General features: G+C 32.7%; 11 protein-coding genes. 4 read left to right on the top strand and 7 right to left on the bottom strand.

Annotated elements, in window-relative coordinates; translation table 11 throughout:
• Positions 1–8: 8 nt before the first annotated feature.
• From CCE28_RS16785 to CCE28_RS16775, 3 genes are all read left to right on the top strand, one after another.
• Positions 9–1,007, top strand: coding sequence for an isocitrate/isopropylmalate dehydrogenase family protein (locus CCE28_RS16785; RefSeq protein WP_095134881.1), 999 nt, complete (start codon positions 9–11; stop codon positions 1,005–1,007).
• Positions 1,008–1,032: 25 nt separating this feature from the next.
• A complete protein-coding gene (locus tag CCE28_RS16780; protein WP_242973005.1) occupies positions 1,033–2,397 on the top strand; it encodes a citrate/2-methylcitrate synthase in 1,365 nt (454 codons plus the stop codon).
• A 406-nt stretch (positions 2,398–2,803) separates the two neighbouring features.
• A complete protein-coding gene (locus tag CCE28_RS16775; RefSeq protein ID WP_095134880.1) occupies positions 2,804–5,728 on the top strand; it encodes an EAL domain-containing protein in 2,925 nt (974 codons plus the stop codon).
• Positions 5,729–5,761: 33 nt separating this feature from the next.
• On the opposite strand, the gene CCE28_RS16770 is transcribed toward CCE28_RS16775, so the two are convergent.
• The 6 genes from CCE28_RS16770 to uvrC form a co-directional block, all read right to left on the bottom strand.
• On the bottom strand, positions 5,762–7,525 hold the full coding sequence (locus CCE28_RS16770) for an NADH-dependent [FeFe] hydrogenase, group A6 (protein WP_095134879.1): 1,764 nt from the start codon (positions 7,523–7,525) through the stop codon (positions 5,762–5,764).
• 16 nt (positions 7,526–7,541) lie between these two features.
• Complete coding sequence (gene nuoF, locus CCE28_RS16765; RefSeq protein ID WP_095134878.1) at positions 7,542–9,338, bottom strand: NADH-quinone oxidoreductase subunit NuoF; 1,797 nt, start codon at positions 9,336–9,338, stop codon at positions 7,542–7,544.
• A 23-nt stretch (positions 9,339–9,361) separates the two neighbouring features.
• Positions 9,362–9,727: a (2Fe-2S) ferredoxin domain-containing protein gene (locus CCE28_RS16760; RefSeq protein ID WP_095134877.1), complete on the bottom strand. Its 366-nt coding sequence runs from the start codon at positions 9,725–9,727 to the stop codon at positions 9,362–9,364.
• A gap of 14 nt (positions 9,728–9,741) precedes the next feature.
• On the bottom strand, positions 9,742–10,215 hold the full coding sequence (nuoE, locus tag CCE28_RS16755) for an NADH-quinone oxidoreductase subunit NuoE (RefSeq protein WP_095134876.1): 474 nt from the start codon (positions 10,213–10,215) through the stop codon (positions 9,742–9,744).
• 134 nt (positions 10,216–10,349) lie between these two features.
• Complete coding sequence (hprK, locus tag CCE28_RS16750; protein WP_095134875.1) at positions 10,350–11,261, bottom strand: HPr(Ser) kinase/phosphatase; 912 nt, start codon at positions 11,259–11,261, stop codon at positions 10,350–10,352.
• An 8-nt stretch (positions 11,262–11,269) separates the two neighbouring features.
• Positions 11,270–13,120: an excinuclease ABC subunit UvrC gene (gene uvrC, locus CCE28_RS16745; RefSeq protein ID WP_095134874.1), complete on the bottom strand. Its 1,851-nt coding sequence runs from the start codon at positions 13,118–13,120 to the stop codon at positions 11,270–11,272.
• Between the two features lie 89 nt (positions 13,121–13,209).
• On the opposite strand from uvrC, the gene CCE28_RS16740 reads away from it, so the two are divergent.
• Positions 13,210–13,746, top strand: a complete 537-nt coding sequence (locus CCE28_RS16740; protein WP_095134873.1) for a hypothetical protein — start codon at positions 13,210–13,212, stop codon at positions 13,744–13,746.
• Positions 13,747–13,942: 196 nt separating this feature from the next.
• Here the strand turns inward: CCE28_RS16740 and CCE28_RS16735 are convergent, their stop codons facing one another.
• Complete coding sequence (locus CCE28_RS16735) at positions 13,943–15,130, bottom strand: pyridoxal phosphate-dependent aminotransferase (RefSeq protein WP_095134872.1); 1,188 nt, start codon at positions 15,128–15,130, stop codon at positions 13,943–13,945.
• Positions 15,131–15,132 lie beyond the last annotated feature (2 nt).

Raw genomic sequence — 15,132 nt, 5'->3', positions numbered from 1 at the left:
GTAATTTTATGTATGAAGTCACACTAATTCCTGGAGATGGCATAGGTCCTGAAATAACAGAGTCTACTCGCCAAGTAATTGAAGCTACAGGTATAAATATAAAATGGCACATGGTAAATGCAGGTTTAAACGTATATGAAAATACAGGAGTATTAGTTCCAAATGACCTTTATGAGAGCCTGTCTAAAAATAAGGTGGCTTTAAAGGGCCCCATTACAACTCCCATAGGAAGCGGTTTTAGAAGTATTAATGTAATGCTTAGAAAAAAATATGATCTTTATGCCAATATAAGGCCAGTTAAATATATTAGCGGTATCCACAGCCCTTATAAAAATGTGGATCTAGTCATATTTAGGGAAAATACAGAGGGCTTATATGCAGGAATTGAAGAAAAAATTAATGATGAACAATATAAGAGTATAAAAATCATTACTAAGAAAGCTTCAACACGCATTATCCATTCTGCCTTTAAATATGCCTCTGACCATAATAAAGAAAAAGTCACTGTAGTTCATAAGGCTAATATTTTGAAATTATCTGATGGTCTATTTTTAAATACGGCCCGCGAAATCAGTAAAGAATATCCTAATATCAAACTAGAAGAAGTAATAGTTGATAATATGTGTATGCAATTAGTCATAAATCCTTCTAGATTTGAAGTTATAGTTACTATGAATCTCTATGGAGATATTTTGTCAGATCTTTGTGCTGGTCTAGTGGGAGGGCTGGGAGTAGTTCCTGGAGCCAATATGGGTGATCATATGGCCATATTTGAAGCAGTTCATGGTAGTGCCCCTGACATTGCTGGCAAAAATATTGCAAACCCTACGGCTTTAATTCTTTCGGGAAGTATGATGCTAGATTATTTAGGTGAAAAGGAAAAAGCTAAGTCTATTGTAAATGCCGTCAACACAGTTATTGGAAATGGACAATGGATTACTGCCGATTTAGGTGGTACAGCCACTACAAAGGAATACACTAATGCAATTATTGATCTTATTAAATAATCTATTCTAGGGGAGGTGGATTCAATTGGTTTTATTGAATGAAAATGAGGCTATAAAGGAGTTTTCTAAACTAGCTCTAAAAAATAATCATATACCTCAAAAATATTACGATAAATATGCCGTAAAACAAGGCCTTAGAAACTCCAATGGAACAGGAGTACTTGTTGGTCTTACAGATATTGGCTCTGTTCAAGGATATAGTATGAATAAAGGAAAAAAAATTCCTAAGGAAGGAAAACTCTATTATAGGGGTATAGATATAGAAAAGATAGTAGAAGGTTTTCAGGTAGAAAATCGTGGTGGTTACGAAGAAACAGCCTTTTTATTACTCTTTGGTAGACTTCCTAACAAAAGGGAACTAGAAGAATTTAATGAACTACTAGACCAATGTAGATATTTACCAGATGGTTTTACAGAAAATATGATTTTAAAAATTCCCAGTAAGGATATAATGAATAAATTACAAAGGAGTGTTTTAGTATTATACTCCCATGATTACAATCCAGATAGTATTACTATTGATAATGTATTACGTCAAAGTATACAATTAATGGCTAGATTCCCTACCATAATATCCTATGGTTACCAGGCTAAAGCCCATTATTTTAATAAGGATAGCCTATTTATTCATTCTCCAAAATCTAGGATTGGTACTGCACAAAATATACTACACATGATACGTTCAGACAATAAATATACTAAAACAGAGGCTGAAGCCTTAGATTTATGTCTAGTAATTCATGCAGAACATGGTGGTGGTAATAATTCTACTTTTGCAACCCATGTGGTATCCTCAAGCGGTACAGATACTTATTCTACAATGGCTGCTGCCATAGGATCCCTAAAGGGACCCAAGCATGGAGGTGCCAATTTAAAAGTTCTTCGCATGATTGAAAATATAAAGGAAAATGTACCTAATCTAAAGGATAGGGGGCAATTAAAGGATTATCTTCTAAAGATATTAAAAGGAGAAGTCTTTAATAAGGAAGGCCTAATTTACGGAATGGGCCATGCCGTATACACAATTTCAGACCCTAGAGCCAAATTATTAAAGAAAAAAGCTCATAAGTTAGCCCTAGAAAAAAATAAAATGGAAGAATATAACTTGTACTCTTCCATAGAATCTTTATCTAAAGAATTGTTTAAAGAACTAAAAGGCCATGACTTTGAGATTTGTGCTAATGTGGATCTTTATTCTGGATTTATTTATGAAATGTTAAATATTCCAGCAGACTTATATACTCCCCTATTTGCCTGTGCTAGAATAGCTGGATGGTGTGCCCATAGAATAGAACAAATAGTAAGCGACCAAAAAATCATGCGACCTGCTTATATGAGTGTAAAAGAAAATAGTTCTTATGTTTCCTTATATGATAGATCCACTATATAGAAATCCTACTTTAAAATTTAACTTATATGATTCATTCTAACGGTTAAGAGTTGATAGTTTTTATCCCTCAACTCTTAACTCTAATCTCTTAACCTCATCGAAGAAAAAATCTCCCATAAATTTAATTTTCAGATTGGACATATATAATGGTGTTACATGCCCTTTGTAGCCTTTTCTTTATTCTTTTCATAATTTTGTCATTTTCCCTCATATCCTTTTTATATTTTGATTTACGCAACAATGAGAACTTGCTATAATTAATATAACACTTGCAAAAAATGACAAAAAATAAGAATTTTCACAGTTAAAGAAAATATTTGATTCTCATATTATTGGAATTAAAGTATTTTTAGAAAAAAATATACATGTAGTGTTTAGAATAGAGATAGACGAAGGGAGCAAATTTATGGAAAACCCTAAAGACGAAATAAAAAAAAATGTAGTAAATAAATACAAATTAATACATATACCTGTATTTATAGTTTTCTTGGTTGTTTTTACTGTAAGCATTGCAAGCTTTTATATAAGTAAAAATCTATTATTAGAGCAAATGAAACAAGATGGACTCAATCTTGTAAAGCAAATAACTAGACAAATAGAAGGCAACGGAGCTGCTTTAGATGTAATGGATCAAATGTTTGAAGATAAAATTAGAACAGCAGGACAAATTGTAATAAAAAACAAAGAAAATTTAGATGATGAATTTTTAATGGAATTAATAGAAGAGTTGAATGTAGATGAATTGCACTGGATGAATGAAAATGGAGAAACTTTATATTCAACAATAGAAGCATATGTAGGTTGGGTTCCCCATAAAGGCCATCCACTATATGATTTTATGCTGAGTAAAGATAAAGAATTGATGGAGGATATAAGACCAGATGCAGAGTTTGGTATTCCTATCAAATATGGAACTATAAAGAATACACATGGAAATTTTGTTCAGGTAGGGATTTTAGCTGAGAACGTACAAAGATTAACAGAAAGATTCAGCTATCAAACTTTGGTTGAAGAATTGGGTAAAGAAGAAAATATTACTTATATAACTATTGTAGATAAAAATCTGAAAGCCACTGCAGATTCACATAAAGAAGATATAGGTATTGTATATGATTCTCATGAAGAACAAGAGGTAAAAGAAGCCTTACAAGGGAAGGTAAGTATGAAAGAATGGTACTATGAGAAGATGGATACTAAAGTCCTAGAATTATCAGCTCCCTTATTTAGTAATGGAGAAATTGTAGGTGCTCTTGTAATGGGACTTTCCATGGAACGAGTTTATTCTTCCATTTATACCATTTTTATAACTTCATCCTTCATATCCCTTATCATGTTTATAATATTTTTATGGGTTCAAAATAAAAATATTATAAAACCTGCAAATCAATTAGATTATAAGATTAATCAAATAGATCTGGATAATAATATTTCATATAGAATGCCTGTAGTAGAGAATGATCCTTTTTTGGGCCTAACCATTTCCACTAATAATCTGCTCGATAAAATTCATGGCTATTTTTACGAATTAAAAGAGTATCAAGAAGAATTAGAAGCATCAAATGAAGAAATAGTAGCAGCATATCAGCAGTTAACAGCATCCGATGAAGAACTAAGAGCCCAATATGATGAAATACAAAACTATACAGGTAAATTAGAAAGTTTAAAGCAAAAATATGAAATTGCCATTGAAAGTACCAATAGTGCTGTATGGGAAATTGACCTAAAGGATAGAACCATTTATTTATCTCAAGAATCTAAAAACATTATAGGAATATCCTTTAGGGAAAAAGAAAAAGTTAATAAAGTTTTTAATAAAATTTTGACAATAGAAGCTAAACAAAAGTTAATTGAAGCTTTTACAGAATATAAAAATGGAGAAAAGGAAGAAATATATACACAAATACAGATGAAGGATAAAAATGGCCATCTCAAATGGATGTTAATCCGTGGTAAGGGTGTCTATTGTGAGAACAAAAATTTAAAGATTATTAACGGTATTTTACTAGATATAACAAAACTAAAGGAGCAAGAAGCATATATAGAGCACCTTGCCTATAATGACCCTTTAACAAACTTACCAAATCGAAGAAGCTTTTTTGAAAAACTTGAAGAATCAATAAATAAAAGACAATCAGGCGCTGTCATATTACTAGACCTGGATAATTTCAAAGAAATTAATGATACTTTAGGTCATGTATATGGTGATAAAGTTCTAAAAAAGGTGGCACAAGAGCTGATTCATATAAAAGACGAAAAGATATTTATATCAAGGTTTGGAGGAGATGAATTTCTTCTTTTAATAGAAGGAGAAGATAATCTTATTCAAATTGAAAATTATGTGAAAAAGATAATAAATATATTTAAAGATAAACAAATTATAGAAGGAGATAAAATCTATATAAGCTGTAGCATGGGCATTACTCTGTATCCTTTGGATAGCAGCAAAATTAGTCAATTACTTATGAATGCGGATATGGCCATGTATAAAGTAAAGTATGCAGGAAAAAACAACTATATGTTCTTTAACAAAGAAATGACAGAAAAATTAAAGGAACAGATTCAAATAGAAAGGATTTTAAGGGATGCTATAAAAGAAGAAGGATTTAATCTCCTATACCAGCCTCAAGTATGCACTTATACAGGTAAAATTGTAGGTTTCGAGGCCCTTTTAAGGATAAAAAATAAACGGATCTCACCAGGACTTTTCATCCCAATAGCAGAAGACAATGGCATGATTATTGAAATTGGACGCTGGGTAACAAAGGAAGCCATCAATCAAATAAGAACTTGGAAAAAAATAGGTGTTCCTATAAAACCAATCGCCATTAATTTTTCAGCAAAACAATTAAATGATTCAAATTATATTGCATTTTTAAAAGATCAATTAAAGGAAAACAATGTAGAAGCTAAGCATATCGAAATAGAGATTACAGAAAGTATATTTTTAGATAAAAAGGAAGAAACTATCGTATTTCTGAATCAATTAAAAAACTTAGGAATAAAAATTGCCCTAGATGATTTTGGCACAGGCTATTCTTCTCTTAGCTATTTAACCTTTTTACCAGTAGATAAAATAAAACTAGATAAATCCTTATGTGATAAATTCTTAGAACTAGAGCATATTTCAGTTATGGATAATATTATTTCCCTTGCCCATAGTTTAAAGTTAGAAGTATTAGCCGAAGGGATAGAAAATATAGAACAATTTAAGCGTCTAAAACTAGGTGGATGTAATTATGTTCAAGGATATTTATTTAGTAAACCAGTAGAAGTTATGGAAGTAGCAAAAATATATAATGATAACTTTTTAGAGAAGATCATAAAAGATTAGTAAAGATAGTGGCTAAAAGCCACTATCTTATTTTTATTTCATAACCTTATCCTTTGGATACTTTTCTCTCTTGTGATAATGAGTATGTAATAACTCATGGGCTTTGTGACTGTTTGGATGTCCTAAGAAATCTTTATACAATTTCTTAATCATAGTATTTTCATGGGACTTTCTTACTGGTAGGATTTCATCCTCTTCATATAATGCCTTGGCCCTCTCTACCCTCACATCCACATCCATTAATTTCTTAGCAGGTACATGGGGTTGACCGCCTCCGGTTACACAGCCACCACTGCATCCCATTATTTCTATGAAATGATACTCACGCTCTCCATTTTTCACCATTTGTAACAGCTTATCTGCCATCTTAGTTCCATGGGCAACGGCTACTTTCACATCTATTCCGCCTAAATTAACTTGAGCTTCTTTTATATCTTCTATACCACGTACAGCTGTAAAGTTTATGTCCTCAAGGGGCTTTTCTTCTAGCACTTCTGCCACAGTCCTTAGGGCTGCTTCCATAACTCCACCAGTAGCTCCAAATATAACTCCAGCACCAGTATATTCGCCAAGTAAGTCTTGGTCAAACATTTCATCCCCTAAATTTCTAAAATCTATTCTTCCCTGTTTGATCATTCGGCCTAATTCCCTAGTAGTAAGTACTGCATCCACATCTCTTAATCCATTCACATTCATTTCAGCTCTCATAGCCTCAGTCTTTTTAGATGTACACGGCATTATGGACACTACAAATATCTTTTTAGGGTTAAGACCTTTCTTATTAGCAAAATAACTTTTAATAATTGCTCCCATCATTTGATGTGGTGATTTACAAGTTGAAAGATTCTCTAGTATATCTGGATGATTAAACTCACAATATCTTATCCATCCAGGAGAACAAGAAGTAATCATAGGAAGTACTCCATTATTTTTAATCCTGTCTAATAATTCATGGCCTTCTTCCATAATAGTTAAATCTGCTCCAAAGTTAGTATCAAATACTCTGTCAAAACCTAATCTTCTTAAAGAAGCTACCATCTTACCTGTAACTCTAGTTCCTATTTCATAACCAAACTCTTCTCCTAGGGCTGCCCTTACAGCAGGAGCCGTTTGAGCTACTACAAATGTATCTTCATCTGATATGGCATCCCATACTTTTTCTATATCATCCTTTTCCCTTAGGGCTGCCACAGGACAGGCAACTATACATTGACCACAATAAATACAAGGAGCATCCATCATACTCACATCAAAAGCCGGTGCCACTTGAGTGTCAAATCCTCTATTTACAAAATCAAGAACTCCTATTTCTTGGACCTTTTTACATGTGTTTACACACCTTCCACATAAAATACATTTACTAGAATCCCTAACTATAGAATGGGATATACTATCTATAGTACCTTCCACCTTAGCTCCACCATATGGAATATCCCTTATACCTAATTCCTCAGATAGGGATTGTAATTCACAACTTTTGTTTCTAACACAAGTTAAACATTCCCTATTATGATTAGATAATATTAATTCTAACGTGGATCTTCTAGCGTCCCTAACCTTCTTAGTATTAGTTTTTATTTCCATACCATCACTTACAGGATGGACACAAGCAGCTTGCAGTGCTCTTGCTCCTTTAACTTCCACAATGCACATTCTACATGCTCCAACTTCGTTTACTTCCTTTAGATAACAAAGTGTAGGTATATCTATATTAGCTTCCTTAGCAGCTTCTAGGACTGTATAATCCTTAGGAACAGAAACTTTTATATTATCAATAGTCAAAGTGACCTTTTCCATTTACTCTTCGCCCCCTTTATTTCTTACTTATAGCATTAAACGGACAAGCCTCCATACAGGCTCCACATTTAACACACTTATCTCTATCTATCTTAAATACTTCCTTACCTTTAACTCCATCTATACAATCTGCTGGACACTTCTTAGCACATATACCGCACTTTTTACATAGATTTTCATCTATATGGTACGCCAATAATTCTTTACATACTCCCGCTGGACAAGTTTTATCTACTACGTGGGCAATATATTCATTCTTAAAATGTCTTAAGGTAGACAATACAGGATTTGGAGCTGTTTGACCTAATCCACAAAGGGCTGATTCCTTAATATTTTTAGCCAATTCTTCTAGTCTATTTATATCCTCTAGTTCTCCTTTGCCTGAAGTTATCTTGTCTAATATTTGAAGCATTCTCTTAGTTCCTATTCTACAAGGAGGACATTTACCACAGGATTCGTCCACCGTAAAGTCTAGGAAGAATCTTGCTATATCAACCATACAATTGTCTTCATCCATAACAATCATACCTCCTGACCCCATCATAGAGCCAAGTGCTATTAAGTTATCATAGTCAATAGGGGTATCTAAGTTCTTAGCAGGAATACATCCACCTGATGGACCTCCTGTCTGAACGGCTTTAAATGCCTTTTCATTAGGAATTCCGCCTCCTATTTCATAAATGATTTCTTTTAATGTAGTTCCCATAGGAATTTCCACAAGTCCCGTATTATTTATCTTTCCACCTAATGCAAAGACTTTAGTCCCCTTAGATTTTTCCGTACCAATAGATGAGAACCAATCAGATCCATTTAATATTATAGGAACTATGTTTGCATAAGTTTCCACATTATTAAGAAGTGTAGGCTTTCCCCATAATCCTTCATTAGCAGGAAATGGTGGTCTTGGTCTTGGCATACCACGCTTACCTTCTATGGAATTTAGTAGGGCAGTTTCTTCTCCACATACGAATGCTCCTGCTCCTAATCTTATTTCTACGTCAAAGGAGAATCCTGTACCAAAGATGTCATCTCCTAATAATTCATACTTTCTAGCTTGTTCTATGGCTATTTCAAGTCTCTTAACAGCTATAGGATATTCCGCTCTTACATATATGTATCCTTGTCTAGCTCCAATAGCATAACCAGCTATGGCCATAGCCTCTAGTACACTATGGGGATCTCCTTCTAGAACAGATCTATCCATAAATGCACCTGGGTCTCCTTCATCAGCATTACAAACTACATATTTTTCATCTCCCGTAGCCTTATAGGCAAATCCCCATTTAATACCCGTTGGGAATCCTCCACCACCACGTCCACGAAGACCTGATTTTTTAATTTCATCAATAACGTCCTCTCTACTCATGGTGGTGAGGACTTTACCTAAAGCCTTATATCCATCATAACCTATGTACTCCACAATATTTTCAGGATCTATAACACCGCAATTTCTAAGGGCCACCCTTTTTTGCTTTTTATAAAAATCCACTTCATCTAAAGAGCGTACCCTATCGTCATCCTTAGCATCTTCATATAAGAGATTGTCTACGATTCTACCCTTTAGTAAATGTTCTTCTACTATGGTTGCCACATTCTCTTTTTTAATGTGAGCATAGAAAGCTCCCTCTGGATATACGATTACAATTGGACCTACCTCGCAAAGTCCAAAACATCCAGTTTTTACAATCTTTACTTCATGTTCTAATTCATGCTTTTTTATTTCCTCATTAAAAGTATCTATTAAAGTCTCAGATCCTGAAGATGTACAACCTGTACCTCCACATACTAATACGTGAGATCTATAAAAATCCATTTAAATCCCCCCTTGATTTAAATCTACTGTACTGCTCCTATAGTGTATTCATCTATCACATTACCATTTACTATATGTTCTAAGATTATCTTCTTAGCTTTCTCAGGAGTCATTTCCACATAGGTAACCTTATTTTCTCCGCTTTTATACACTTCCACAATTGGCTCTAATCTGCATACGCCAATACATCCCGTTTGACTTACTACCACATCCTTAAGTCCCCTTTTATTCACTTCATTTATAAGGGTTAAAAGAACGGGTCTAGCCCCTGCTGAAATACCACATGTAGCCATACCTACTACTATTCTTACTTTACCTTTAGAATCTCTTATATCTATTTTATTTTTAGCTTCTTTTCTTATTTTTGCTAACTCATCTAATGATTTCACCAAACCACCCCTTTTTAATATTTTTTCAAGATATCTGAAATATCATCCTCTACTAATCTTCCATACACATCATCATTAATCATGATTACAGGAGCAAGTCCACAAGCTCCTATACATCTAGTGGCTTCTAGTGTAAATTTACCGTCTTTTGAAGTTTCTCCCACATCAATATTTAACTCTCTTTTAATTTTATCTAAAATATCCTGTGACCCCTTTACGTAACAGGCAGTTCCTAGACAAACACCAATAGTGTATTCTCCCCTAGGCTCTAAAGTGAATTGAGAGTAAAAAGTAACAACTCCATAAACTTCAGCAAGTGGCATCTTTAATTCTTCTGCTATTTTCTTTTGAACTTCAAGTGGTAAACAACCAAATATTCTTTGTGCTTCGTTTAAAATAGGTATAAGTGCACCTTTCTTTTCTCTGTTTTCTTCAATTACTTCATCTAATTTTCTTAGATTTTCATCGCATAACAGTGTCTTGGCCATAAAACCTCCCCCTCCTGTAAATATTTACTATCTTAATTATAACAAATTTTCTGAAAATTTTCTCAATGATTGCAATATATCTAAAACTTTTTTGCAATTAAAAAAAGACTAAGAAAAATTCTTAGTCTTAATATTTATTGCATTGTATGTCCTAATATCCTGTTACTTAAAGCTTCAGCCGCATTAAAGCCCATCTTCTTTTGCTTATAATTTCTAGCAGCCACCTCTATGATCATGGCTAAATTTCTACCAGGTTTTATAGGTAAACTTATTTTGCTTACCTCCACATCTAATATATTTGTGTATTCCTCATCTAAACCTAATCTATCATATTGTTGGCCATGTTTCCAATTCTTTAATTCCACTACTAATTCTATATTCTTTTTATCCCTAACAGAACCTACACCATATAGATGTTTTATATCTAATATGCCTATTCCTCTAATCTCCATAAAATGTCTTATAAGTTCTGGTGCACTACCTTCCACATGCATGTCCCTTTTCTTTATTTCTACTGCATCATCTGCCACTAATCTATGGCCTCTTTTAATAAGCTCTAGGGCTGTCTCACTCTTACCTATTCCACTTTCTCCCACCATAAGGATACCAATACCATATACATCTACTAATACTCCATGTCTAGTTATTACGGGAGCTAGTTGATCCTCTAAATAATTAATTACTTTACTTACAAATTTAGTAGTTCCCATATCTGTCCTAAACAGTGGTTTATTATGTTTCTCAGCTGCTTCTAATAGCTCCTTTGGTATTTCTAAATTCCTCGTAACTATGGCGCAGGGAATATTGTATTTAAAAAATTCATTTGCCCTTTTTTTCTTCTTCTCATCTTTCATGTCATTAAAATATGTCCATTCTACCTTACCTATAAGTTGAACCCTCTCAAATGCGAAATACTTATAAAATCCTGACAATTGAAGTCCTGGTCTATTTATTTCCGATACACTTATAAACTTATCTTCCTCTGGCATGTGAATTATTTCTAAATTTAAATCTTCTGCCATCTTTTTTACTGATACATTTATCATTTAATCACCTACTTTTTCTTTTTAAAAAAGTCATAGACTTCCTTTGCAGCTTTTGTATTCATTCCATCTACTTTAGCCAATTCTTCAATAGAAGCTTCTTTTATTTTTTCTATAGTCTTAAATTCCTTAAGTAAACTCTTTCTTCTATTTGGTCCTATACCCTTTATTTCATCTAGTATGGACTCCACCATAGTTTTACCCCTTAAACTCTTATGATAAGTTATGGCAAACCTATGGGCCTCTTCTTGTATTTTACCAATTAATTGATAGACTTTCACCTGCTTTTGTATATTTATTTCCTCTCCCTCATATATTAAACCTCTAGTTCTATGCCTATCATCCTTAACCATACCTGCTATTGGTATATTTAAATTTAAGGCATTTAAAATTTCTGTGGCAGCATTTACATGGCCTAATCCTCCATCAACTAATATTAAATCGGGAAAATCGTTAAACTTTCCTATAAGAGCCTTTTCCTTTGTGAGTTTTTCTTTTTCTTCAAGACCTCGTCTAAGTCTCCTAAATATTACTTCCTGCATACTAGCATAATCATTAATATTTTCTGTAGTTTTAATTTTGAATCTTCTATAATCACTTCTCTTGCTTTTTCCATCTTCAAATACTACCATGGATGCTACAGAAAAAATTCCTTGAGTATTGGATATATCAAAGGCCTCTAATCTTTTTAAACCTTCTATTCCTAATAATTTAGAAAGTTCATCTAAAGCTCCCTGTGATTTTTCCTTTTCTCTCATTATACTTAAATTTTCTTCATTTAGCATCTCCACTGCATTTTTGTGGACTAAATCTACTAATTCCTTTTTCTCTCCACGCTTTGGAGCTTTTATACTAACCTTAGAATCCTTTTTAGTACTAAGCCATTTTTCTATTATTTCATTATCTTCTAAATCTGTCTCTACTAATATTTCCTTGGGAATAAATGGAGTTCCAGAATAAAATTGTTTTACAAAGGAACTTATAATTTCTCCTTTAGAATCTCCATCTATGTTTGAAAGGGTATATTTTTCCCTTCCTATTAGTTTTCCGCTTCTTATGAAGAATATCATAACACAAGCATATTCAGTTCCCTTAGCCACGGCTATTATATCTTGATCTATATCTGAAGTACTTATTATCTTTTGTCTCTCCGTAATAGCCTTAATAGCCATTATTTGATCTCGATAGTTTGCCGCCAATTCAAATTCCATATTCATGGCAGCACTTTTCATCTTTTCTTCAATCTTTTCAATGAGTATTTTATCTTTTCCATTTAAGAACAGTATTATCTCATCTATCATTTTCATATATTCTTCGTTGCTCACATTACCAGTGCATGGGCCTATACATTTTTTTATATGATAGTTAAGACAAGGCCTTTCATTATTCTTCTCTAAATTTTTTCTACAGGTCCTTAATGGATAAAACTTCTTTATTAGATCTATAGTTTGATTAACTGCACTTACTTGGGTATAGGGACCAAAATATTTAGCCTTATCCTTATAAACTTTTCTCGTCTTAATTATCCTTGGATATTTTTCACCTATAGTTATTTTAATATAGGGATATTGTTTATCATCCCTAAGAAGTACATTATACTTAGGATAATGCTTTTTTATTAAGTTACTTTCTAGTACAAGGGCTTCCATTTCTGAATCTGTAATTATATATTCAAAGTCAACTATATGACCCACCATGGCTCGTACCTTTGAAGTATGGTTAGAAGAATTTCTAAAGTACTGACTTACCCTATTTTTTAATACTTTAGCCTTTCCCACGTAGATAACTTGTCCCTTTTCATTTTTCATTAAATATACGCCTGGTTCCTTTGGCAGATCCTTTAATTTATCTTTTATAGTCAATTTGTCACCTCAGTTTCATTTTAAAAATGTATACATATTTTTTATGTTGTCCATAATCTAAATACAATAATATTTTAAGGAGGTCATGTATGATAGTAAAAAAACTTATAATAGCACTTTTACTAATTATCCTTTTAACTTTTCCAACTTTTGGAATTCAATATCATAATGTAAATGCCACATTAGAGAATATACCCTTTATGGTAGAAAATATTAACCTTGGAAATATAAATATTTTAAAGCATGATGATAGCATATATATTCCTATTAATATTTTACCTGAAAAATTAAATTATAAAATAAGTATAAAGGATTTTATAAAAGTATCCTACCCTAAAACCTATTTAGATTTTAATGAGGCTAGTCCTCTAAATGGCGAAGAATTTGCTTATGGAGAGATTATTAGTATTGATAAAAAAAATAATACCTTCCGCTTAGAACAGCATCTAGATGATTCATCTCCTATAATAGATTATACTATAGGAACTAGTGAAGATTGTATTTTAGTTCTTAAAAGAAATAATAGGGGTATGAATATAGGCTTTGATGATTTAAAGGTTGGAGATTGTGTTGGTGTCGTATTAACTAAAGAAAAGTTAGCTCGTGGTATAATACTAAATAAATAGGATGGTTAGTTTAACTAACCATCCTATTTTTTACTTACTAAGAAATTATAATTTTTTTAAACCCCGTATAAGTAAAAAATCAAGGGGTTGTAGGGGAAAACTTCCCCTACCTCTTTTAAGGAGGGTGTTCAGCAACTTTAGTTGCGTCGAAGGGAACCATAGGGTTCCATAGCGAAGCATACGAAGTATGCCTTTTTTATTTAATAGCTCCCTCTATTCTATTTAATCCTTCTTTAATATTATCTAATGATGTAGCATAAGATAATCTAATATAATTATCAGCACCAAAGGCAACACCTGGAATTACAGCTACTTTAGCTTTATCTAACAAGTAGTTAGCAAAGTCCATAGAACCTTCTATCTTATATCCATCAAAAGTCTTTCCTCTTAGTTTTGAAATATTAATCATTACATAGAAAGCTCCCTTTGGAGTACCACAAGATAAATTTTCTATAGAGTTTATTCTATCTACCATGAACTTTCTTCTCTCATCAAAGGCACAAACCATATCCCTAATAGGACCTTCATCACCTCTTAATGCAGCAATACTTCCATATTGAGCCATAGTATTTGGATTAGAAGTGGCATGACTTTGTACGTTATTAATAATGCTTATAATTTCCTTTTTCGCCGCCATGTAACCAATTCTCCAACCTGTCATAGCATAAGCTTTAGACATACCATTTATAACTATAGTTAAATCCTTTATTTCTTCATTTAAAGAAGCAATGCTCACATGTTCTCCATCATACATTAGCTTTTCATATATTTCATCAGATATTACATATATATCATTATCTATGGCAATCTTAGCTATTTCTTCTAATTCTTCTTTAGTATAAACACTACCTGTTGGATTGTTAGGGCTATTTAATATGATAGCCTTAGTATTTTCATTTATGCTATCTAATAATTCTTCCCTTGTGTATTTAAAAGAATTTTCTTCCGTAGTTTGAACTAATACAGGAGTAGCATCTGCAAGTTTTACTAACTCTGGATAACTTACCCAAAATGGTACAGGTACTATAATTTCGTCTCCTGGATTGCAAATAGCTTGTAATGCATTAAACAAAGAATGCTTTGCACCACTAGATACTACAATATTTTCTGCCTTATAATCTAAGTTGTTATCCCTTTTAAACTTTTCACAAATAGCATTTTTAAGATCTAATAGCCCAGATGCAGGTGTATATCCTGTAAGCCCCTTTTCCATAGCATCTATAGCAGCTTCACGTATAAACTTAGGTGTGTTAAAATCAGGCTCCCCTGCTCCAAAACTAACTATATCTATACCATCAGCCTTCATTTTTTTAGCCTTTGCCGTAATGGCTAAAGTGATAGATGGAGATATTTTTCCATTCTTAGTAGATAAAATCTTTCCCATAA

It is taken from the genome of Anaeromicrobium sediminis (assembly GCF_002270055.1).
Taxonomy (GTDB): Bacteria; Bacillota; Clostridia; order Peptostreptococcales; family Thermotaleaceae; genus Anaeromicrobium; species Anaeromicrobium sediminis.
This window is presented reverse-complemented; position numbering and strand designations above follow the sequence as displayed.

Excerpts from the sequence above, each read along its gene's own strand:
- CCE28_RS16740 (WP_095134873.1), top strand. The coding sequence starts at position 13,210 with ATGATAGTAAAAAAACTTATAATAGCACTTTTACTAATTATCCTTTTA.
- nuoE (WP_095134876.1), bottom strand. The coding sequence starts at position 10,215 with ATGGCCAAGACACTGTTATGCGATGAAAATCTAAGAAAATTAGATGAA.
- nuoF (WP_095134878.1), bottom strand. The coding sequence starts at position 9,338 with ATGGATTTTTATAGATCTCACGTATTAGTATGTGGAGGTACAGGTTGT.
- hprK (WP_095134875.1), bottom strand. The coding sequence starts at position 11,261 with ATGATAAATGTATCAGTAAAAAAGATGGCAGAAGATTTAAATTTAGAA.
- CCE28_RS16735 (WP_095134872.1), bottom strand. The coding sequence starts at position 15,130 with ATGGGAAAGATTTTATCTACTAAGAATGGAAAAATATCTCCATCTATC.
- CCE28_RS16785 (WP_095134881.1), top strand. The coding sequence starts at position 9 with ATGTATGAAGTCACACTAATTCCTGGAGATGGCATAGGTCCTGAAATA.
- CCE28_RS16775 (WP_095134880.1), top strand. The coding sequence starts at position 2,804 with ATGGAAAACCCTAAAGACGAAATAAAAAAAAATGTAGTAAATAAATAC.
- CCE28_RS16770 (WP_095134879.1), bottom strand. The coding sequence starts at position 7,525 with ATGGAAAAGGTCACTTTGACTATTGATAATATAAAAGTTTCTGTTCCT.